Origin of the sequence: Candidatus Sarmatiella mevalonica, assembly GCF_016751895.1 — a bacterium.
Classification (GTDB): Bacteria; Pseudomonadota; Alphaproteobacteria; order Rickettsiales; family Rickettsiaceae; genus Sarmatiella; species Sarmatiella mevalonica.
The window spans coordinates 1-21,576 of record NZ_JACVVM010000014.1; the positions used below are offsets into that span (position 1 = coordinate 1).

Here is a 21,576-nt window from a genome sequence, read left to right on the forward strand (position 1 = left end):
GCCTACGACTCTTTTATCCCAGATTTTTTCCAGCTTCTTTATTATTATTTCAAACTTTTCTAGCTCCATGCCAAATAATCTTAAAAAAACTCTTGGATGTTTAGCAATTTTACTGTATCTTATCATTGTGTGTAGTCTCTTGTTGGTTAAAAATCAAGTTCTATACACGCTTTATAAAAAATATCAACCCCTCCCTGTAAGTAATTTCCAATTCTATATACTTACGCAAGAGGTCTAATCTTTTAGCCGCTTTCTCTATGCTCTCTTTACTATCACGGATCTCTCTACGGATTGCCTCCGTTGTTCTGGCATTCGCATGTAATATTTGTCCCATAGGATTTTTCTCCATAAATTATTCTCTTCATAATATACACCATTATTCTCTGGGATCGAACAGCTAGTTAAACATATTCCTTAGGTGACGCAAGAGGTCTAATAAAAATTTAGAAGGGATGCTTGACGACTCTTTGTTTTAGTGCTAGAATATTCTTCGATGACTCCTTCGTCTAGCGGTTAGGACGACACCCTTTCACGGTGTAAACACGGGTTCGATTCCCGTAGGAGTTACCAACTCCTCATGGCTCTCTTCTATATCTCGTTTTCTCTATATTTTCTATATAAGAAGTCAAATAATGACTCTCTAAAAATGTCTTGCGTTCCGTGGCTTTTAATACACGCGAATGATTTGGTGGATCAAGCGGATTTATACTTGAAACGAGCAGAAGAATAGAACGGACAGATGGCCGAGTGGCTTAAGGCGCCCGCTTGGAAAGCGTGTGTACGTGCTAAACGCGTACCGAGGGTTCGAATCCCTCTCTGTCCGCCAGATTTTTTAGAGAGAACTTTTCTCACCGTCATTGCGAGCACAGCGAAGCAATCCAGAAACCCCAGTATCTGCGGGCTTTCCAGCGTTTTAGTGTGACATTAGACCCGTACCTCACTTTCTCTGATTTTGCCATTTTGCCCCCAAAATCTCCATTTTTACCCTCCCCGTCTCCAATACATGCGAACACTCGGGGTGAAGGTACGCATGTCCGGGGACCCTGGATTTACCTGGGTTTTAGAGACTTGCTATTTTTTGACCCCTCACTTTTTAGAGAACGAAAAGCGGAGTAGCGAGAGAGATTCGAAATGGAGAAAACAAGGTAAATCAAGGGATGGAAAGCAGTTTCTGCTATCCTTCTAAGAAGAAATATGTTATATGTTATGCGCAAGCAAAAAACTGAATTTGATGAGTATTAAAAATGACCACCTTGAGCTTTAATTTTACAGGTTTATTATGAATAATATAGCAAAAACTCAGAATTTAATTATCAGAGAAATTGTAGACAACGATTCTGAAACGTTATTCAATTTGCTGAGCAATAAAGAGGTGATGCGCTACTCTGTTCGTGGTCCTTACTCCGAAGAACAAGCAAAGGACTTGATGTTGTTTATTTTAGAACGTTACAAAAAATATCCACTTGGCATATGGGCGGTTACAGAGAAACATAATGATGTCCCAATAGGAATATGCGGATTTATACCACTAGAAGAAGATGATACTCAGTACGAAATTAGTTATCGCCTTTTGCCTGATTTTCAAGGTAAAGGGTTTGCAACTGAAGCTGCCATGGCTGTAAGAGACTATGCTGCAGGTATTGAGATCAATGAATTTATTGCTTTTGTTGATCCAGAAAATAAACCTTCTATCAAAGTCGCTGAAAAAATTGGAATGAGATTTTTAAAGAATGACACATACAAAGGTATACCGGTTGTTTTATACAAATATGAGAATTCAAAGGTAGAAGATGAATAAATTATATTTTATAGGCGGCGCCAGTGGCAGCGGTAAAACGGCCGTGATGCCTTATTTAAAAGAGCTTTTTGGAGATGGCATCTCCGTTTATGATTTTGACGATATTGGCGTACCAGAAAGTGCCGATAAAAAATGGCGCCAAGAATCCACCGAAAAGTGGCTTCAACAATTATTGAGCGAAGGCAAAGATGCCTGCTTGCTGGGGCAAATTGTTTTAGGCGAAATACTGAACTGTCCTTCAGCCAAACAAATAGATAAAATCAACTTCTGTCTTTTAGACGTCAGTGATTTCGAGCGTATTGGGCGACTCAAAAAGCGCAACACCTACGGTGCTGATCAAAATATGCTGAACTGGGCTGCTTGGCTTCGCATGCGCACCCAAGATCCGCAGTGGGCGCAGCATGTTATCCAAGAAGATGCAGCCGATATAATGAATTTTACCAGACTATCTGCTCTTAAAAGCTATGAAGAAGTGGCGACTATAAAAATCCTTGATACAACCGATCTTTCTTTGCATGAGGTTGCGGCGCAACTAGCAGATTGGGTCAGATCATTTGATGTTGCCCCATTTCATGTTGTTAAAGTCCAACCACATGAAGTAGTTGTTATAGAAAATAAAATAACCTCATACAATAACAGCAAAGCACCATTCAGCCAGCAGCAACCTTTTGTAAATTTAAATTTTTGTATAAAGGATGATAGCGGATTAATTATCGCTGGCATTACTTCTTTGATGTATTGTTGGGGTATGCTGTTTGTCGATATTTTAGCCATAGACGAAAAATATTATCATCTCTGACAAATATAGAAACAGACGAAAAAGGTTTGGCCTCAGATTCAATTTGATTGCAGCTATTTATAACATGGAGCTAGTATAAATGAGTTTCGAAAGAGGTCTATTGAATCTTTTAGCCGCTTTCTCTATACTCTCTTTACTATCGCGGATCTCTCTACGGATTGCCTCCGTTGTTCTGGCATTCACGTGTAATATTTGTCCCATAAGATTTTTCTCCATAAATTATTCTCTTCATAATATACACCATTATGCTCTGGGACTAAACAAATTCATATACACAGAAGTTCTGCGCTTCCTATACTCCTCGCATTTGCTCATCATGAGCGAGTTTCTCAAGAAGTATAAACCCTTCTAACACCATCAATTTTCAAACTGCATATGAGCAATCATACCACTGCAAAAATCTCAAGATTTGCATGTTTTAAATATATTTATTATTTACAATACTTGCAAAAAATGTTATCACGTATATACTCACTAAGTGATATATGATAAATATATCACTTTTCTTAATATTATTGTTATTTAAAAAGGTAAATATAATATGCAAATATCTACAAAAACACAATATTCCCAACTGAAAACACGCAGCTCATCAATAACACAGCAAAGTCTTGCATGGGAAGATCTATGGAAAAAACATCTGCCTCGCCTCAACTGTGCTATGAAAAAGCTCGAAGAACTGTCTGCGGCAACACAAGGCGACTCTCAGAAAAACAACAGGTTTATGATTTTCGACGACATGCTAAAAAACTGCAGGAAACGCGAAGAGAATGAAGCACTTTCGTCAGAAGACAAGGCCTTATCTTTATTAGAGGATCTCTTAAAGGTCGCGAAACGAGTAGAGAATGATTCATGGCAAAAGCAAATCGAAGACGACGTGTTAGCTGTTCAAAACACGAAGAAAAAGTCGGTGCAACGCCAAGAAGACAAGTACATGATAAAGAAGGAAATGCTATTGCTACAAAAAATACAGCAAAAGATAGAGGTAGTCCAGAAGCAGTTCAAGGAGTTGTCTGTAAAGGGTCAGAGTATTCTTGAGCAAGATATAGAAAAATTACAGCAATCCAATATCTCGGATGCAGAATACAAAGAAATCTTACAGAGTTCCAAAAAAATACTTTCAGAACTCGAACGATTACCCTCAGAACTCGAACAAATGTGCTTAGAATACGAACAATCATTAAAGAATGAATTGCCTCAACGAGAAAAAATCATACTCGCTGTATCTTACATAGACGCCGACATCGCAACATTAAACCGCAGTTATTTTGCTCAATTATTTGGGTTTTTTTCGGAAAAAGACGAGACTCATCGCAAAGTCTCAGAGGCACATAATGCAATCAAGCATTACTTTTATCTAGAAGAGCGTGCTTCAGGTAGTATAGTTAAAAATATTGCTCCAGATGAACCCACCCTCACACTGCCAGAGCAGTGCTGCGCAACGCTAGCTCGAGGATTGCTGCTACTAGATAAAAACGCGCTATATCAGGAGCTCAATCAAAAAAGAATAGACCTCATCGCAGCTGCTTTAACCCTCGAAGGACCGGAAGCTGCGCAAAAAATGCTAGATCAAACTGTAGCGTATGAAAGGGAGAGTCTGAGATTAGCAGAGAAACCACAGGATGCAGTGAATCAAATATTTGGCGAGATACAGTCGCGAATAAATCATATTAGCACGACCAAGAAATTATTCACAAAGCAACAACAAGGTTAGCAAAAACCCTCACCTTCTTACAAAACACTTCTAGTGCCACAGTATACTCGCTTTCCTGCGCACTAGAAGCGCCTTCCACCCCACTCACACGCCTGGCGCAGGCCTTTAAACGGCGCATGAGCAATCATGCCATTGCAAAAATCGCGCAATTTGCATATATGTAGCGGGGGTCAGATTTTCCGCTCTCAGGGTCATATCTAACCCTATCTGACTAGCAAATTCATCCATCAACTCTCTAGGAATAATTCTTTTTATCCACGCCCCAAGCATCTTGCGCCTTTGAGCAAAAGCCTTATGCGTTACAAACTCAATAAATGGTATTAGGTTTAATATTTCCGCATAATCTTTCTTTGGAACAAAGCGTAACAAAACCGAATCAACCTTAGGAGCGGGAGTAAATGCGGTGCTTTTGATATCAAATAATTTCTTTACATCAAATAAAAGCTGCGCAATAACAGAAAGCCTACCATACTCCTTGCTGTGCGCTTCAGCCACAATTCTCTGCCCCACTTCCTTTTGAAACATAAGAGTCATAGTGGCAATATAATCAATCTCCTTAGCCCAACCTATAAGGAGTTTAGTGCCTATATTGTATGGTAAATTCGATACTATATGCACTTGCCTATCATCACCACTCAAATCCTCCATTTTGCAATCTTGAGCATCGCGCATGATGATTTCCAGATTGGGATAATAACTCTGCACCTGCTGCAGTAGCGGTAAAAAACGCTTATCTTTCTCTATCACTATCAAATGCCCTACCCCACCTTGCAATAGCGCGATAGTAAGCCCCGCCACCCCAGGACCAACCTCCACTACTCGCGCATTTGCTGGTAGCGCAGCTGCTTTAGCTATTTTTACACAGAGGGATGAATCAAAAAGAAAGTTTTGCCCATATTGCTTTAAAGCCCTAATGTTATGAGCGTCCGCTAATTCTTTAATGGTGATTTGCATACAATATCACTTTAATTGTTAAAAAAAAATTTATTTATATTTTTATTTTGTTATTTTGTCGTTTATCATTTGCCATTTTTTTATTTCGCTGATGATTGGATATTTGCATAAAATTAGTCTAGAGTATATAAATATATTTGTTTCCATAAGCAGTTTGAGGCCATATGAGCGTTTTATCAGACACAACAATCATCAAGTATGTACAACAGTTTAATATGATCTCTCCTTTTATGGAAGCGCAGGTAAAACGTAATGCAAATAACGATGGTATTATATCCTACGGCTTATCTTCTTATGGATACGATGCCAGGGTTGCTGATGAATTCAAAATATTCACTAACATCAATTCTTCAATAGTCGATCCTAAAAATTTTGACAATGCAAGTTTCGTTAATAAAACAAGCGACGTATGCATCATCCCTCCCAATAGTTTTGTATTAGCTAGAACCGTTGAGTATTTTAAAATTCCCCAAGATATAATAGTTATCTGCCTAGGTAAATCTACTTATGCTAGATGCGGCATTATTGTTAATGTCACCCCATTAGAACCCGGGTGGGAGGGGCACGTAACACTAGAATTCTCCAACACCACGCCACTACCAGCTAAAATATATGCAAACGAGGGCGCGTGCCAATTTTTATTTTTAAAAGGCGACGAAGTTTGCGCCACTTCTTATGCAGATAGAAGCGGGAAATATATGAAACAAACAGGCATAACATTACCAAAAACTTAAAGACCTAAAGCATCCACATTTGTTCAAATGCATCCACCTTTCTATCTAGAAGAAGATTTTTTCGCAAACCTTAACCAGAAGCAACTGCAAGCCGCCACTCACCGCAGCGGCCCGCTGCTCGTGCTTGCTGGGGCAGGGACTGGCAAAACTAAAGTTATTACATCTCGTATTCTCTACTTATTACAACAAGGGCTAGCCAGGCCAGAAAATATTTTAGCCGTTACTTTTACTAATAAGGCGGCAAGAGAAATGAAGAGTCGTCTACAACCATTTGTTGACGCGCAAAGTATGTTTATCGGCACCTTTCATTCCATCTGTGCGCGCATACTAAGAGCTCATGTGGAGCATTTGGATATTGGGCTGAATAAAAACTTCACCATTATTGATGCAAAAGATCAGATAGCGCTTATTAAGCAAATACAAAAACAAAAAAATATCGATGCAGCTGCTCACGTTCCTAAGGAGGTGTTATATTCAATAGAACGCTGGAAAGATCAGGGGTTGCAGCCAAACCAGGTGGAGGCCGTAAATAGCCTTAGCATGATGCATAGACAGCTTTTTGCATGCTATCAGAATGAATTAATTAAATCTAATTTAATGGATTTTGGTGACCTACTGTTGTACAGTAACTGGCTATTCAATAATCCAGAAGTATTAGATATATATCAACAAAAATATTTATATCTTTTTGTAGATGAGTATCAGGATACAAATAAAGCGCAATATGACTGGATTTGCTCTCTTGCAAAGAAACATAGGAATATTTGTTGCGTAGGTGATGACGACCAATCTATATACGGCTGGCGTGGGGCGCAAATAGAAAATATCTTATCCTTTTCTACATCCTTTCCAGACGCTCAGATCATTAAACTAGAACAGAATTACAGATCAACCTGTAAAATACTACAAGCCGCCGCTTCGTTAATTAACTATAACGCAACCAGACATACAAAAACATTATGGACAGAGCGCGAAACGGATGAAAAAATAAAATTAGTGTCTTGTTATTCCGACAAAGATGAGGCGCACTACATTGCTTCTGTAATCAAAAAAAAGATATTGATAGATGAAAAATCAAGCATCGGCATCTTGGTAAGAGCTGGCTTTCAAACAAGAGTGCTAGAAGAAGCTTTTATGAAGAAAAAAATAGCATATACCATGGTGGGAGGAGTGCGTTTTTATGAAAGGGCAGAAATTAAAGATGTACTAGCTTACATAAGGCTTGCTCTAAATTTAAGTGATAGTTATGCTTTTAGCAGAATCATTAACATGCCTAAAAGGGGTATTGGTAACAGCACTATTGATAATATCTCCGGCTACGCTTTCGCACATAACGTGTCTTTGTTTCATGCGGCATCTCATATGCTTGATTTGAATTTATTCACACCTAAAATTAGCGCAAGTCTCAAGAAATTTATAGATTTAATACATGAGTTGCAAGCTAGGTATAAAGAACAAAAAGCAAGCGTTGTTACCAAATACTTAATAGAAGTATCTGGATATTTAGCTCATCTTGCAGCGGATGGCGAAGAAAATGCCGAAAGGAAAGCAAATTTAAACGAGATGTGTGTCGCAATTGACGAACTAGACGATATCTCAGTTTTTATGCAGCATGCTAGTCTTTTAGATGAAGAGCAGTTCAGTCAAGATGCACCCAAGAGCCAGGTGAATGTGATGACTTTGCATGCGTCTAAAGGGCTGGAGTTCGATATCGTATTTCTTCCTGGTTGGGAGGAAGGGGTGTTTCCTAGCCTTCGCAGCCAAAATATCAATGCGCTAGCTATAGAAGAAGAAAGGAGGCTTGGGTATGTTGGCATTACGAGAGCTAAGAAAGATTTGTATATTAGTTATGCGCAAACAAGAAACCTCTTTAACGCCTTTGTCTCATCTCGGCCATCAAGATTTTTAAAAGAAATGCCAGATTCTCTTTTTGAGAAGTTAAATTCTTTTGATTTATGATATAATATTATATGGCAACATAAAAACTCTAACAAATGTAGCAAGGGTTAGGAATAATATAATAATAAATATATGAGTAATTTTGAATCTAACGCCCAACCTCGCGCCTCAGCGATACTACTGGCAAGCGGTGGGGCAGACTCTGCCACTGTGCTAGCGGGTATACAGCATGAACAAATATTTAATGCTGTGCATGTTTTGAGCTTCTGTTACGATCAGAGGCATAGCGTAGAGCTTACCAGGCTCAAGGAGCTATTGCAGTGTTATGCTTGCGTTGAGTCTCATACCATATTAACCCTACCTAGCGATTTGTTCTCGGGTTCAACGCTAGTGAATAAGGATATGAGCGTGCCAAAATATCATAGCATCCAACAACTTCCTGAGCATGGCATACCTTCTACATACGTTCCTGGCAGAAACACTATTTTCTTAAGCTATGCTTTTTCTCTAGCCCAAACTACAAATAGTGGCGCTATTTTTGTTGGAGTGCATGATACAGATAGAGCGCACTACCCAGATTGTAGAGCTGAATATATTCAGGCTTTTGCAAATTTATTAAAGATTGCTAGCCCAGATCAGGAAATTAAACTATACGCTCCACTATTGCACTTAAGTAAGGTAGAGGTAATAGCGCGCGGGCTGAGTTTAGGTGTAGATTTTGCTAAAACCATCTCATGCTATGACCCTATCGACGACTTATCATGTGGTTCATGTCAGGCTTGTCTGTTGCGTTTGGATGCGTTTGCGCGGAATAATAGCGTTGATCCGGTCAAATATCTAGCTAGGGCGTGAATCGTCATTGAAGCATTATTATTGAATACAAATTTATCTATCTAACGAAAAATACCTAACTTTATTTAACTATTATCGCGCTTTTAAGAAATGAAATACTCTTTTGAACAGTTTCCTGTATTAGAAAATCAAGACTTAGTTTTAAGAGAACTAGAAGAGAGTGATGCGCCAGATTATTTTGCATACCTCTCAAAACCCGCTATGTATCCTTTTGTTGTAAGCACTAACATACCGCACAATATGGATAAGGCGCGCGATGAATTGATGTTTTGGCGAGGGTTGTTTGAACAGAAATACAGCATATATTGGGGTATCACTCATAGAGATGACAATAAGTTAGTGGGTACTGTTGGCTTTAATTATATTATGCAACACAGCTGCAAGGCAGAGCTTAGTTATGATTTAAATGAGTCTTTTTGGGGCAGAGGTATTATGACCAAAGCGCTGCAGGCTGTAATTAAATTCTCAGATGAAGTGCTTAAGATAGTGCGGCTGCAGGCGACTGTGCTTATCTATAACAAGGGCTCTATTAAAGTGCTAGAAAAATGCGGTTTGCAACGAGAAGGACAACTCCGACAATACGAATATATGCGTGGTGCTCATGTAGACTCTTTTATGTATTCTCGTATTAATTATCAGAATGCGCGCGAGTATAGCGCCGCCAACACATAAAGGCGCCAGGATGATTTTGACGTTTTGAGGGTTGAGATGGTTGCGATGTGTATATTATAAACAACTGTAAATAAACTTTTTATTTATTTGCTAGAGAAATTGCGGCTGAAGTTATAGCCGGGATGTTTGATATATAGTAGAATGAGGGCTGCACATAAGTGTTATTTAGGTTTTAATAAATTAATCTATTTTAATAAATTAATCTAATATGAGCAAAATAAATTTTCCAACTTGCGCTCTTTATAAAGCTGTGAGTGCTGGAGTTGCTACTTATCAGTGCGCTGTGACAAAAAATCCGGCTACGTGTGTAGGAGCAGTAGTTACTGTTGGCGCTGCATTAGAAGATACTTGCACCAAAGAATGGATCGAATTTGCAGGAGATTCGGTAAAGCAAAAATCTAGCAGCGGCGGGTGTCAGTTAATATAAGAGAAAATTTCTCGATCACGCACTAATATAATCGGGAGAGTGTGTATGTAAACCAAGTAGTAAACCCAAATTTACTAGCATTTTCCCGTGCGCTTTCTTATGTTAAAACGCAACCACATATACCAAGTCATACTTATGCATGCCTTTTTCGAAACACACAAATGGCGCTTGTTGTTTATAGCGCTATTTGCCATCTCGTTTACGCCACTAGTATCTTTTTATATAATAATCCTAAACCCAGAGTGCACCCTCGAAGCATTAAAGAGTTTAGCGCAAAACCCTATAGCGCAGCATATAGCTAGCTTCTCACAGGAGTTAGGGGTACTTTCGGCTCTTGGCGGGTTCTTGGAGCGCTTTGCTTTAATTTTCTTTATTAGAAAACTATGCCCCAAGGTGATGGACGCGAAATTCCGTCACTTTCAGCAAAAATTCATATTTCAATACGCTTCGCTTTTTCTGTCTGGAGTAGCGATGACGATGTATCAATATAGTTTTTTTCAGAGTGGCATTGGTTTATTCGCAGCGCTCTATCCAATAGGAATTGCAGCGGCTATCGCGCTGCTCATTGCGGGTTTTTATTTTCTCTTATTAACAATCGATTTTGCGCGAGTAATGCGAGCGTTCTTTATCAAATAAAAGCAAAATTCTTTGATTACCTAAGAAAAACGTGCTTTTTGTGAACTTTTAAGAATAGACCTCTTGCGTAAGTATATAGAATTGGAAGTTACTTATATTTTTTATAAAGCGTGTATAGAACTTGATTTTTAACCAACAAGAGACTATACACAATGATAAGATACAGTAAAATTGCTAAACATCCAAGAGTTAGTAATTTAGATTGAATTAGGCGTTTTAAAAAAGTAAGAAATAGCGAGAAAAAGAGTATTAAAATTTAATATATTGGATTCGATCCACCGTTTCATATTAGCTCAAAATTTCTCTATCGGGTTCAAATCCATAGTACACTACAATTTATGTAGTGAGAGGCGGTGTTTAGTCCCACTAAGAACTGGTTAGGATTAACTATAAAGTATTCAGGATGAATTGTCCACTGATTTAAAATAAATTGCCAAGGAGTTTTTCCTTTGATAGCTTTCAGTCGTTTAGCGAAGTTATAAGCCATCAAATAAGCATGCAGATGCTGTTTTAGCCATCATGAGATGCATAATGGAAATTGTTTACAGTTACTTCTTTGAGAGTTCTGTTCCTGCCCATTAGTCCAAGGACGCTTGATCTTAGTCTTTTTATGCTCTATCTGATGCTCATTGCAAACACGCTCAAATATATGAGTAAAAGTATTTTTATGATGATCGTGATTGGTAAATTAGACCTCTTTCGAAACTCGCTCAATTAAGAGCAAATGCGAGGAGTATACGAAGCACAGAGCCGCAGCGTACATGAAGTACGTGAGGACTTGCGCATCGACAGCGTCGCCACGGTTGCCATCAGGAGCAGAGTTAGGAAAGAGGTCTATTAAATCTTTTAACCGCTTTCTCTATGCTCTCTTTACTATCACGGATCTCTCTACAGATTGCCTCCGTTGTTCTGGCATTCGCGTGTAATATTTGTCCCATAAGATTTTTCTCTTCATAATATACACCATTATTCTCTGGGATCGAACAGAATTAAAGTCCGGCCAAGTTGTAATTATGGACAATGCTTCTTTTTATAAATCTAAGAAGACAAAAAAATTGATTGAATAGTAAATTGCAGGATCATTTTTTTGCCTCCATATTCACCAGATCTGAATCCAATAGGGAAATTTTGGGCTAATATGAAACGATGGATTAAAAATCAAATTACTGCATTTGATCAATTATATGAGACTATTTCTTATTTCTTTAAAATATCTAATTCAACCTAAATTACTATACTATGAGCAATAAAAATGTAAGATTATTGAACCTCAGGTATGAAATTGTATAAAACATGTATCAAACTAGAAATTGCCCTACTATTAATCTATAACCATTACTAAAATCTCTACTAGACATACGCTGTTTGTTTACAGGTTGCAACTCTATAATTTCCAACAAACCCTCCGCGCATTTCACTAACATCGGGTTGAGATGTATTATTTGTCCGTTTTGCGCATAAAGCCATTTATTTTCAACATCACTCACCACTTTCGTTTTAAAAAACTTCAGCAATAATTGCTGGTAAAAGCAATGCACCCCAGGCCAATGAGCAATCGCGCGCACCTTAGCGTCAATATTCTCGGCACTATCATTCCAATTAATTCTACCATCATCTTTTGTTAATTTATTTGCGTAACTCACACCATGAGATGATTGCTTCAATGGCGTAATAGTGCGTATGTTATCTAACACTTGAACCATCAAACGCGCACCTATGTTGCTTGTGAGGTCATGTAGAGACCAAAAATCTATCGCTTCATCTAACTCAACTTCTTCTTTCAGCAGTATATCACCAGTATCCACCCCTTCGTCCATTTGCATGATGCAAACAGCCGTCTTTTGAACGCGCGAAAGGATAGTATGCTGTAAAGGCGCAGCGCCCCTAAATGCTGGTAAATCGGATGGATGTAAATTGATTGCTCCATATCTCTTAGCCCACAGCACCTCTTTAGGCAAAATCATCCCATAAGAAACAACCACAATCACATCGGCTTCAATGCTCTTTATTAACTCTATACTTTCACTACAGCGCAGGGTGCGCGGGGTATATACGGCAATATCATGATCTTGCGCTAGCAAGTGCACTGGTGATGACTCTAGATTGAGTGAGCGATTTTTTGGCTTTGGTCTCTGAGTAAATACCGCGCTTACATAACCTTTTTCTATCAAAGCTCGTAACGTTGGGAGGGAAAAGAGCGGAGTGCCCATAAATAAAATTTTCATGCATGATATTTTTTTACATATTCCTGAGTAGGCGGATAGTTTATCAACTTATAGTTGTATTCATATTATAAAAATGATAGACTTGATATTATACAGAACATAAAAGAGCGTGAATATGACAAATACAAATCAAACAAAAGTTTCGGTAATAGGCGCGGGCGTTATGGGCGGGGGTATCGCATGTTTATTCGCAAACGCAGGTTTCGAAGTTCTTTTGCTAGATGTAGCAATAGACCAAGAGACTTTATGGCAGAGATTTGAAAATGCAAAGCAACCATTGCTAGCCCATAAAAGTAAAAAACAACTTCTCACCCTTGGTATTATAGACGAAAATTTAAAAAAATTAAAAGACTGTGATTTAGTAATAGAAGCGGTAGTAGAGTCTGAAGAAATAAAGAAAAGTTTATATAATAAGATTGCGAAATATTTAAAGCCCGGCGCAATTCTAGCTTCTAATACCTCCACTATGCAATTAAGCAAACTCAAAAGCTTAGCAAACATCGATAATCCATTTATCATTCTGCATTTTTTCAATCCGCCAAAAATTATGGATCTGGTGGAGGTGGTAATTGAGCCACGTAATAGCGAGTTGGAGAATAGAATAAGCAAGCTACTAGCTAATGATTTAGGCAAGGTGCCTTTGTTTGCATCTGATACACCTGGGTTTGTTGCTAATCGTATAGGCTGCTTTTTTATCGAAATGGTTACACGTAGGGCGCTTGCGCAAGATATAGCACCAGAACTTGTAGATCATTATTTAGATAAATTATTTGGCTTACCAAAAACGGGAGCTTTTGGATTGTATGATCTGATTGGACATGATGTGATGCATTTTATTTCTAGCTCGCTAATGAGTAATTTAAGTAGAAATGATTTATATCATTCGATTTATCTACCCAATAAAATGATGGAAAAAATGCTTACAGATAAAGTATTGGGCAACAAAACTAAAGGTGGATTTTATAAAAATATCGACTCTACAAGATATGTTATTAACCAAGATCTAAGTTATCGCTCTGTGCTTGATGTGCAAAATAAATATGATAATGCGGAAAAGTTTTTAAAAAGCAAAACACCTGTTAGTCAATTTTTTCACGATGTGTTGCAAACTTTACAACAATATATCAGCACAATTGAAAAAATAACCATAGATCAAATTGATATGGCAATGAAATGGGGCTTTAACTGGCGCATACCTCCTTCTGATTTAATAGAGATGATAAGACAAAATAACACTAGACCTATCGCACAACTCGCTCATACTACGCGCATCCACAAAAAAAGTCCCGATCAAACTGTTGACCACAAAATAGTGTTGCAGGATAAGGAGGCGCTTTGCTTAGAAAGCGAAAACCGCATAACTATCAACCTACGCTCCCCCAAAGGGGTGCTAACGCAGAATTCGTTCCAAACCATCAACAGAGTATTAGACTATGCCAATAAATCTAGTAATATTGAGGCAATCGTACTTTGCAATACTAATGAAGGTTTCTCGGCTGGTGCGGATTTGAAGTATATCCATTATCTAATTGATAATAACGATTTTAATAAATTAAACCAATTTCTCAAACTAGGGCAAGATACTATGTTAAGAATGAAGTATCATGCCAAACCTATTATAAGTTGCGCTTTTGGTTTTGCATTAGGTGGGGGGATGGAGCTACTCTTAAACTCAAGCAAGGTAATAGCTAACTGCGATTTGCTTGGCGGATTAGTGGAAAGCAGCATAGGATTTCTACCTAGCTTTGGCGGAGCGAAAGAAATGCTATACAGAGCGCGAGATGCAAAGCAATTAACTACATATCTACATAATATACTTATTGGCAAAAAAAGCCGCTCCTGTTACTACTTGCAAGAAGATTATGGTGTAGATGCGCAGATTACCATGATGAAGCATAGCATTATTCATTCCGATCTATTAAATCAAATATCTGCTCAGGCTATTGCTGCAAATCGGGGTGATGTCATGCCTAAGAAATTTAATAAAGTAGATATTAGTAACGATGACATTAGGCAAAATCAGAACCCAACAACATCACAGGAGCTGTTGTTAGCCGCAATCTCTCAGATCATCAAGGAAGACCGAACCGAACAAGAGTTGTTAGACTGGGAAAGAGATACGTTTTTAGAATTAAGCAAACTAAAAGCTAAGTAAAACATTAGACCTCTTGCCAAACTCGTTCAATTAAGAGCAAATGCGAGGAACATACGAAACGCAGAGCCGCAGCCACACATGAAGTACGTGAAGATTCGCGCATTGAGCGACGATGCAGTTGCCATCAGTAGTAGAGTTTGAAAAAGAGGTCTATTCGTGTTTTAACGATAAAATGGATTATAACGCACCAATGCTCTATCAAAATCTGCTAAAGATATATCGCTGCTCAAACTATTAGCAGAAACGACCTGGCATTCTATTCCACAAGGTGAGATTTTATTGAATCCAGATACATCATTCGCCACATTCACTGCTATGCCATGATAGCTCACACCATGGCTAATCTTAACTCCCAAAAAAGCAATTTTTGCCATATCATCGCCGTGGCGCACCCACAGGCCTGGCATCTGGCTGACGCTTTGAGCGTGAATATGAAAATCAGATAGAGCATTCGCCACCCATAATTGCAATAAATTAACATATTGACGAATGGAGTTAATATTAAAATAAGATAGCTGCACCACCGGATATATCAGTCTCTGTCCTAAACTATGATAGGTTATTCCACCACCTCTATCTGAATGTATAAGGCTAGATAATATATCGACGCCATTCTTAATATCCTTGGCATTAAAATTCCTACCAACAGTATAAGTAGCCTCATACTGCACCAGATAAATCGCACCAGAACTGCTGTCAGATATGATAGCTTCTTTACGACGTTGCATTTCTTTTATGCTAGCATGATAGTCGCATATGCCAAGATCAATCCAATCTATCATATATCTATCACGCATCTAACCTAAATATTTAGTAAAAATTGCGCGAATTTGCGAAGATGAGATATTAAAATCAGTGTCTTGTATAGTAAACACATTATCTCGCTTCAACAGCCAAGAGTAGTTGGTATGGCACAGATTATGCCCCGGTCTATTAAACAGTGCTATATTATAATTTTCTATGATATAGGAAAAATTCTCCCATAAATGAAAATGCCTTAAGTTATCCGCCCCCATCAGCCAATATAACTCAGGCATTTGCCACGATGTATCATGAATAATACTATCGATTCCAGATTTAATATAACTTAAAACTTGCGCGCTATTTGTGGCAAGAATATCTTGCTCTAGTCGCGACACAAGCATTTTGCTGCTAGATAGCTCATTATTTGAGTTTAAACGCATTATTATACTCTCAGTCATGCTTGCCCTTTGCTCAAAGTCAAAAATATATTTCTCTTTAAATTGATTTTGCGATGCTATCAAAAATATCACATAATCAATATCCAAGGTTTCTATGGCGCGCTGCGCAATATAATAGTGAGCAAGATGAGGGGGGTTGAAGGAGCCACCAAAAAAAGCGATTTTTTTACAGCTTGATAGATCTAGTACCCCATTTAGTAACAATAATGCTTGTATGCTAGAAGTCATTATTTCCTTTTTGCGTACGATATTAGTTTATTTAGTATTTGTAGTGCTAGACCATAGACCTTCTAGATCCAGTTCAATACGCCGTTCCTGACACAAAATATGAGTCATCACACCAATAGTATCTAATAATATCCATGTACTAGATGAATCGCCAGATGTACTGCTAGTAATACTCGATTGCTTTAACATCATAGCCAACGCTTCTGCTGCGCTAAATGCGTGCTTAGAAGATGTGGCTGTTGCAAAAACCATATAGTCTGTAATAGGAGTTTTGTCTCTCACATCAATATAAGAGATGTCGCGCAGCTTGCGCTCTTCTAAAAAACTCGTGATAGTGCCGAGTAAATCTTTGGAATTAAGAGTCATAGAAAGATTATAAATTATTCCTCAAATATTAAGATTATTTTATCTAGCACTAAGATACACCATAAAATCTTTCAAATATAGAGATTTATGAAGAAATAACTTTTAATTGAAAAAATAGACTTTATATACAAAATATGAGATAATTATATATGTCCCTATAAAAATACACATTACGCCAGGTAAAATTGTATGAAACCAAAATCTGAGCAAGAATTAGAAAGTTTGCGAGCTGCGCAGGACGCTCAAATAGAGTGCCTCGCATTTAGCGGAGGTGGGGCTAAGGGCGCTGCTTATTCGGGCGTGTATACTAGCTTGGCGTCGGCCGGTATCATGGATAACGTAAAAGGAGTCGCCGGATCGTCAGCTGGAGCAATTAGCGCCGCTCTTATAGCTACTGGTATGCCGCATGATAAATTCACTAAAGTTTGCCAAGATATGGATTTTAAAAAATTACTTGGTACTGGTAAGTATTTGGGCAAGCTTGGTCATAAAGCCGAACCTTTGTATGATTTATTAGACAAAAACATACGCGATAGTATTTATCAATTTTTACAAGAAAATCCACCAGCAACCCTTAAAGCCAAGGGTCTTGCTGTAGACAGCGTAATTGCCGCAAATAATTTAATGGCAAGATGCTCAAATGGAGATAAGATATATTTTAAAGATTTAGCTCTTATGCGCAGCATCGCGCCAGAACGTTTTAAGGATTTAGTAATTACCGCAACAGACAAACAAACTGGAGAATTAATGTTATTTAATACACAAGATACTCCAGATGTAGAAATTGTAATCGCTGCAAAAGCCTCTTCTGCTTTGCCTATTGTTTTTGAACCAGTTAAAATTAATGGCAAGGAATATGTTGATGGAGGGTATAGAGACAACGTGCCAATTACTCGCTTTTCTGGCAATAACAGTAATCAGCCTAAGACAGCCGATGTGGAGCGTATAACCAGCGCCGAAATGCTCGCAAAAACCAAAGCGCAAGGCAGAACCTTAGCTTTAGCTTTTGGCTCTGATAATAAAGATGATACCTTGTATAGGGCAATATTCAGTGCAAAAGAAAAAATTTATACCCCAGGAAAAATGATGAAGTTTTTTCTTGATGTGATAATGCAGAAACTCTCTGGAATTGGAGGGAAAACTGCTTATACAACCGGAGAAAATGCTACATACCAAAGAGTGCGGGAAAATGCGCTCAATACAGTGTCTATAGACACAAAGGATGTGAGTACGTTGTCTTTTGATGCAGCTAAAAGAAAAGCTGAATACTTGCATGTAAAGGGGTATTGCGAAACTATGTCTTATTGCAATAATTATGAAGTAGGTAAACCAGACCCGAATATAGAAATGAAAAACTTCCTCCTTGGAGTATACGAACAAACAACCAAACCTAACTCTTTGAGCATAGAAAATCTATTTAAGGAAAGACAGGCAAAAGCTGCTATTAAACATAAAGAATTATTATCTTTCTCAGCGCCAGAAAAGCAATGGCAAGAAAGCGAAATGAAAGAAGTATTGGGTAAATATATAGCAACTGCAGCACTTGATAGGAACGGTCTATTAAATCCAAACAGCAAAACTATGGGGGCGCTAATTACTCTTTTGAATAAACCAACTACAACAAACAAAATTAAGGAGGAGTTTATTAAAGTACTATCTATAGAAAGAGGAAAAGATCGGAAAAATTTGTCAAAATTTCAGTTCTCGCAGTCGGATTTCTCGGAGTTTTTAAAAAATAATAAGAAACTAGCACACTCTGGACAAGGGATGAGTCGCTGAATTAATTGGGCACTTATTCATTAGACCTCTTGCATAAGCTATTCTAAATGGTAATTTTGTTGTCAAAACTCCTTTGCGCTCCTCACATACTAGAGTATGCTTCCTCCATCATTTTTAGGTTATGCAAGAGGTCTACTCTTCAGAATCTTGAACAATATTAGCCCTCACTTTTTTAATTCTATTACCATCCTTCTTGAGGATTGTAAATCTTATATCTAATATTTCTACCACGTCGCCTTGATCTGGAATACGTTCAGCTTCATTAATTATTAACCCAGCAATTGTAGAAGCATCTTCGTCAGACAAACTCCAGTCTAACTCTCTATTTAAATCTCTAATCTTCGCTTCACCATCTATCACAAATTCATGTTCAGATTTTCTATATACACTCCGAACGGAACTGTCGTGCTCATCATATATCCTACCTACTATCTGCTCTAAAATATCCTCTAAAGTTAGAATACCTAGTAGCACGCCATATTCATCAACAATGCATGCAAAATGATTTTTTCTTTCTCTAAAAGCATTTAATTGATCAAGAACAGAAACATTGTCTGGTATGAACCAAGGTTTTGTAACTAAAGCATGTATATTAATTTTGTCATAATTATTAGCGCTCTGCATTATAGCTGCAGAAAGATCACGAGTATGCAAAACTCCTACTATATTTTCTCTCGCATCTTTCCAAAGTGGAATACGCGTATGTTTTTGTGATAAAATACTTTTTACGATGTCTTGATTAGGTAAATCAATATTTACAGCAAAAATTTTACTTCTGTGCAGCATAATATCAGATACAGACAAATCTTTAATATCCAGCACCCCATCTAGCATATCTTTATCAAACTTATTCACATTCCCTTCATAATGATGATGCTCGAGAATCTCGCGCACTTCATCCGACACAGAGGATTTATGATTTATTTTAATACGAAAAATTACACAGAAGATGCGAAAAATTACATCTAATGCAAAATCAACTAACGCAAAAATCTTTAACGCAGGCACTAACACAAAGACCGTTAATGACAAAATATACTCTGGATTAGTAAGGGCAATGCGCTTAGGCACATACTCAACAAAGGCGGTGATGATACAAGCCATTACGACAGACGCCACAACAGTGCCAGCGTCATCACCCAAGAAGGTAATAAAAACACTAGTAGCCAAAGTAGTGCATATTGTATTGATAATATTATTACCTATCAGACTGGCGCTAATCACCTTTTGCCTTACTTTTAATATTTCTAAAATTAACAGAATTTTTTTATTTATCTTGTCGTTTTTTAGTTTATATACCTTAGATGATGTAGCAATCCCAACTGCTGTTTCGCTGGCTGCAAGCATCGCAGAAATAATAAGTAAGAAAAGAGTGCAAAGAATGAGAAATATAATCATCTTAGGCTGCGATTTATCAGATAACTCGATGAGAGTTGCTTATCCACAAGAGAGGCATTAAAGAGTTAATTAGTTGTATATGTAGTCTATAACAGATGCTGAGAGTATCACCAAATTCCATGCCATCATGGTCAAAGAACATCAAAGAATCAAATATTACTAGTTATTTAATACTAATGGCTGTTTAAAAAAATATCAACACGCGATATAATATATAATGCATACTTATTATTATTTAATTACACCTCTTAAGTGCATTACTATGAAACAAAGTATTTTTGAGACCATTATCGGAATATCAGTAATATTGCTTACATTACTCGGTTTTTGTTATGCATACCATATCTCGCGCAGCAATGAAAGTCATAGCAACTACCAAATATCCGCAAAATTTTCTAGCATCGACGGGGTTGGGATAGGCAGTCAAGTGACTCTATCTGGTGTAAAAATAGGCGCTGTAAAAAGCATAGAATTACTAGATTCTTTTTCTGTATTGGTGTCAATGAAGATAGATAAAAAATACAGGCTACCCATAGACTCTAAAGCCTCTATCAGCAGTTTTAGTTTAATTGGAGATAAATGCATAGTAATCTTTCCTGGAGGGGCTGATAATGATATAGCTGATGGCGGTATGATTAACGACACAAAAGCCCCTATGAATTTAGAATCTCTAATTGGTGGTTTTATTTATTCATTAAAACCTGAAAATAAATAGGATTCTTGCAAAACTCTGCCTCTAACGGCAATCATCTCTTTCACCTCTGTCAATTCACAATTTCTCACTTAATTAGACCAGCTGCAAAAGTAAGTAGAGAACAGGCTCTGTTGCACTAGTTTGCATTTAATCTGACGATGTATAAGAAAAGAGATTAACGAAGCGAGTGCGCCCTAAATAGGGCTGTAGCGAGCAAGCTAATCTCCATTAACTTTAACATAAATCTACGAAGATTAAAAATAACAACTCTACAACAAAAAATTAATCAAACCAAAATTAGGACTATTAGAACTTGCTAAGCACTTGGGTAACGTCTCAGCAGCCTGTAAAGCAATGAGATATATAGTCAATTAACTTGAATTAGAGAGAGCGAAGAAGACTTCTATAGCTCTATAGAGATTGTCGAAGAGATGGATTTTATTTTTAATCCACTTCTTCATATTAGCGCAGAACTTTTCAATTGGGTTAAGGTCAGGAGAGTAAGGTGGCAAGAAGATTATTTTACAGGAAGCTGACTCGATCAATTCTTGCGTCCTTTTGGATTTATGAAAACTAACATTATCTAGTATCACAGTTTGTCCCGGCTTTAGTTCTTTGATTAAGCATTGCTTTATCCAAGTCTCAAATATACTTGGTATCGCAAGAGTCATTAAATACCATAGGCGCTACAGATTTTTTAGAGCTAAGGCCAGCTATGATATTCGTTCTCTCAAAATGTTTACCGCTCTTCTTTCCTGATAACAACTCTCCTCTTTTACCCTAAGCTCTATCTTTGCGAACATTCATCATGGCATTGGAATATATCAGAGAATACCGCGCATATTTCCATGTTAGTCAAGGTTATGGAATAAGCGAGAGTTCCTGTTACAAAGGCATTAAGTGGATAGAAGATGGGACCGTTGCGAGATGAGGTAATTTTTGTTATAATAAATCTCAAAAGAACGAGGTTTTCAAATGTCTTCAGCGCATCAAATTACAATGGTAAGTTTAAATCAATTAGTTAGTCCAAAGCATCAATATCGC

At 37.6% G+C, this 21,576-nt stretch carries 24 protein-coding genes, 2 tRNA genes and 3 pseudogenes; 18 read left to right on the forward strand and 11 right to left on the reverse strand.

Translation table 11 applies throughout. From position 1 onward, the window contains the following. Nucleotides 1-160: 160 nt before the first annotated feature. Complete coding sequence (locus Sarmat_RS07310) at nt 161-349, reverse strand: hypothetical protein (RefSeq protein WP_202149182.1); 189 nt, start codon at nt 347-349, stop codon at nt 161-163. Between the two features lie 146 nt (nt 350-495). Between Sarmat_RS07310 and Sarmat_RS02020 the strand changes: the two genes are divergently transcribed. The 5 genes and pseudogenes from Sarmat_RS02020 to Sarmat_RS02040 all read left to right on the forward strand — a co-directional run. Continuing rightward, nucleotides 496-570: transfer RNA gene (locus tag Sarmat_RS02020), tRNA-Glu, on the forward strand. 163 nt (nt 571-733) lie between these two features. Continuing rightward, nucleotides 734-826: transfer RNA gene (locus Sarmat_RS02025), tRNA-Ser, on the forward strand. A 453-nt stretch (nt 827-1,279) separates the two neighbouring features. Next, a complete protein-coding gene (locus tag Sarmat_RS02030) occupies nt 1,280-1,798 on the forward strand; it encodes a GNAT family N-acetyltransferase (RefSeq protein ID WP_202149183.1) in 519 nt (172 codons plus the stop codon). Beyond that, on the forward strand, nt 1,791-2,597 hold the full coding sequence (locus Sarmat_RS02035) for a DEAD/DEAH box helicase family protein (protein WP_202149184.1): 807 nt from the start codon (nt 1,791-1,793) through the stop codon (nt 2,595-2,597). The genes Sarmat_RS02030 and Sarmat_RS02035 overlap by 8 nt, the downstream gene beginning before the upstream one ends. Further along, nucleotides 2,587-2,676: pseudogene (locus Sarmat_RS02040) on the forward strand (IS5/IS1182 family transposase); the annotation flags it as partial. The gene Sarmat_RS02035 and the pseudogene Sarmat_RS02040, both read left to right, overlap by 11 nt. A 20-nt stretch (nt 2,677-2,696) precedes the next feature. Here the strand turns inward: Sarmat_RS02040 and Sarmat_RS06795 are convergent. Further along, nucleotides 2,697-2,798: pseudogene (locus Sarmat_RS06795) on the reverse strand (IS481 family transposase); the annotation flags it as partial. 340 nt (nt 2,799-3,138) lie between these two features. Between Sarmat_RS06795 and Sarmat_RS02050 the strand changes: the two are divergent. Next, nucleotides 3,139-4,311, forward strand: a complete 1,173-nt coding sequence (locus Sarmat_RS02050) for a hypothetical protein (RefSeq protein ID WP_202149186.1) — start codon at nt 3,139-3,141, stop codon at nt 4,309-4,311. On the opposite strand, the gene Sarmat_RS02055 is transcribed toward Sarmat_RS02050, so the two are convergent. Together Sarmat_RS02055 and rsmA are read right to left on the reverse strand one after the other, a co-directional pair. Next, nucleotides 4,289-4,429 carry a hypothetical protein gene (locus Sarmat_RS02055; protein WP_202149187.1) on the reverse strand — a complete coding sequence of 47 codons (141 nt, stop codon included), beginning with the start codon at nt 4,427-4,429 and terminating at the stop codon, nt 4,289-4,291. The genes Sarmat_RS02050 and Sarmat_RS02055 overlap by 23 nt on opposite strands. Next, nucleotides 4,417-5,265, reverse strand: coding sequence for a 16S rRNA (adenine(1518)-N(6)/adenine(1519)-N(6))-dimethyltransferase RsmA (gene rsmA / locus Sarmat_RS02060; RefSeq protein WP_202149188.1), 849 nt, complete (start codon nt 5,263-5,265; stop codon nt 4,417-4,419). The genes Sarmat_RS02055 and rsmA overlap by 13 nt, the downstream gene beginning before the upstream one ends. A 164-nt stretch (nt 5,266-5,429) precedes the next feature. Between rsmA and dcd the strand changes: the two genes are divergently transcribed. The 6 genes from dcd (at nt 5,430) to Sarmat_RS02090 (ending at nt 10,485) form a co-directional block, all read left to right on the forward strand. After that, the gene (gene dcd / locus Sarmat_RS02065; RefSeq protein WP_202149189.1) at nt 5,430-5,999 is read left to right on the forward strand and encodes a dCTP deaminase; all 570 of its coding nucleotides are present in this window, start codon (nt 5,430-5,432) and stop codon (nt 5,997-5,999) included. Nucleotides 6,000-6,026: 27 nt separating this feature from the next. Continuing rightward, the gene (locus Sarmat_RS02070) at nt 6,027-7,958 is read left to right on the forward strand and encodes an ATP-dependent helicase (protein ID WP_202149190.1); all 1,932 of its coding nucleotides are present in this window, start codon (nt 6,027-6,029) and stop codon (nt 7,956-7,958) included. Nucleotides 7,959-8,030: 72 nt separating this feature from the next. Next, the gene (gene queC, locus Sarmat_RS02075; RefSeq protein ID WP_202149191.1) at nt 8,031-8,750 is read left to right on the forward strand and encodes a 7-cyano-7-deazaguanine synthase QueC; all 720 of its coding nucleotides are present in this window, start codon (nt 8,031-8,033) and stop codon (nt 8,748-8,750) included. Between the two features lie 90 nt (nt 8,751-8,840). Next, nucleotides 8,841-9,422: a GNAT family N-acetyltransferase gene (locus Sarmat_RS02080; RefSeq protein ID WP_202149192.1), complete on the forward strand. Its 582-nt coding sequence runs from the start codon at nt 8,841-8,843 to the stop codon at nt 9,420-9,422. A 208-nt stretch (nt 9,423-9,630) separates the two neighbouring features. Next, nucleotides 9,631-9,849 (forward strand): hypothetical protein, encoded by a 219-nt coding sequence (locus tag Sarmat_RS02085; protein ID WP_202149193.1) that lies wholly within the window; start codon nt 9,631-9,633, stop codon nt 9,847-9,849. 135 nt (nt 9,850-9,984) lie between these two features. Continuing rightward, nucleotides 9,985-10,485: a hypothetical protein gene (locus tag Sarmat_RS02090; RefSeq protein ID WP_202149194.1), complete on the forward strand. Its 501-nt coding sequence runs from the start codon at nt 9,985-9,987 to the stop codon at nt 10,483-10,485. A gap of 313 nt (nt 10,486-10,798) precedes the next feature. Here Sarmat_RS02090 and Sarmat_RS02095 read toward each other — a convergent pair whose 3' ends face one another. Further along, the gene (locus Sarmat_RS02095) at nt 10,799-10,972 is read right to left on the reverse strand and encodes a hypothetical protein (protein ID WP_202149195.1); all 174 of its coding nucleotides are present in this window, start codon (nt 10,970-10,972) and stop codon (nt 10,799-10,801) included. A 274-nt stretch (nt 10,973-11,246) separates the two neighbouring features. On the opposite strand from Sarmat_RS02095, the gene Sarmat_RS02100 reads away from it, so the two are divergent. Together Sarmat_RS02100 and Sarmat_RS07315 are read left to right on the forward strand one after the other, a co-directional pair. Beyond that, nucleotides 11,247-11,411 (forward strand): hypothetical protein, encoded by a 165-nt coding sequence (locus tag Sarmat_RS02100; RefSeq protein ID WP_202149196.1) that lies wholly within the window; start codon nt 11,247-11,249, stop codon nt 11,409-11,411. Between the two features lie 161 nt (nt 11,412-11,572). Further along, nucleotides 11,573-11,713, forward strand: coding sequence for a transposase (locus tag Sarmat_RS07315; protein ID WP_202149197.1), 141 nt, complete (start codon nt 11,573-11,575; stop codon nt 11,711-11,713). A 70-nt stretch (nt 11,714-11,783) separates the two neighbouring features. On the opposite strand, the gene fmt is transcribed toward Sarmat_RS07315, so the two are convergent. Continuing rightward, on the reverse strand, nt 11,784-12,710 hold the full coding sequence (gene fmt / locus Sarmat_RS02110; RefSeq protein ID WP_202149198.1) for a methionyl-tRNA formyltransferase: 927 nt from the start codon (nt 12,708-12,710) through the stop codon (nt 11,784-11,786). A 115-nt stretch (nt 12,711-12,825) separates the two neighbouring features. On the opposite strand from fmt, the gene Sarmat_RS02115 reads away from it, so the two are divergent. Continuing rightward, nucleotides 12,826-14,865: a 3-hydroxyacyl-CoA dehydrogenase/enoyl-CoA hydratase family protein gene (locus Sarmat_RS02115; protein WP_202149199.1), complete on the forward strand. Its 2,040-nt coding sequence runs from the start codon at nt 12,826-12,828 to the stop codon at nt 14,863-14,865. A 161-nt stretch (nt 14,866-15,026) separates the two neighbouring features. Here Sarmat_RS02115 and lipB read toward each other — a convergent pair whose 3' ends face one another. Genes lipB through rsfS form a run of 3 tightly spaced genes read right to left on the reverse strand, consistent with a single transcriptional unit; the run spans nt 15,027 to nt 16,661 of the window. Next, on the reverse strand, nt 15,027-15,647 hold the full coding sequence (gene lipB / locus Sarmat_RS02120) for a lipoyl(octanoyl) transferase LipB (protein WP_202149200.1): 621 nt from the start codon (nt 15,645-15,647) through the stop codon (nt 15,027-15,029). 15 nt (nt 15,648-15,662) lie between these two features. Further along, complete coding sequence (locus Sarmat_RS02125) at nt 15,663-16,295, reverse strand: nicotinate-nicotinamide nucleotide adenylyltransferase (RefSeq protein WP_202149201.1); 633 nt, start codon at nt 16,293-16,295, stop codon at nt 15,663-15,665. A gap of 27 nt (nt 16,296-16,322) precedes the next feature. Then, the gene (gene rsfS / locus Sarmat_RS02130; protein WP_202149202.1) at nt 16,323-16,661 is read right to left on the reverse strand and encodes a ribosome silencing factor; all 339 of its coding nucleotides are present in this window, start codon (nt 16,659-16,661) and stop codon (nt 16,323-16,325) included. A 189-nt stretch (nt 16,662-16,850) separates the two neighbouring features. On the opposite strand from rsfS, the gene Sarmat_RS02135 reads away from it, so the two are divergent. Continuing rightward, nucleotides 16,851-18,440, forward strand: a complete 1,590-nt coding sequence (locus tag Sarmat_RS02135) for a patatin-like phospholipase family protein (protein WP_202149203.1) — start codon at nt 16,851-16,853, stop codon at nt 18,438-18,440. Between the two features lie 132 nt (nt 18,441-18,572). Here Sarmat_RS02135 and Sarmat_RS02140 read toward each other — a convergent pair whose 3' ends face one another. After that, on the reverse strand, nt 18,573-19,838 hold the full coding sequence (locus Sarmat_RS02140; RefSeq protein ID WP_202149204.1) for an HlyC/CorC family transporter: 1,266 nt from the start codon (nt 19,836-19,838) through the stop codon (nt 18,573-18,575). Nucleotides 19,839-20,100: 262 nt separating this feature from the next. On the opposite strand from Sarmat_RS02140, the gene Sarmat_RS02145 reads away from it, so the two are divergent. Then, on the forward strand, nt 20,101-20,553 hold the full coding sequence (locus tag Sarmat_RS02145) for an MlaD family protein (protein WP_202149205.1): 453 nt from the start codon (nt 20,101-20,103) through the stop codon (nt 20,551-20,553). A 350-nt stretch (nt 20,554-20,903) separates the two neighbouring features. Here the strand turns inward: Sarmat_RS02145 and Sarmat_RS02150 are convergent, their stop codons facing one another. Beyond that, on the reverse strand, nt 20,904-21,203 hold the full coding sequence (locus Sarmat_RS02150) for a transposase (RefSeq protein ID WP_202149206.1): 300 nt from the start codon (nt 21,201-21,203) through the stop codon (nt 20,904-20,906). Nucleotides 21,204-21,337: 134 nt separating this feature from the next. Between Sarmat_RS02150 and Sarmat_RS02155 the strand changes: the two are divergent. Beyond that, nucleotides 21,338-21,445 (forward strand): annotated as a pseudogene (locus tag Sarmat_RS02155) (transposase family protein); the annotation flags it as partial. Between the last annotated feature and the right edge of the window lie 131 nt (nt 21,446-21,576).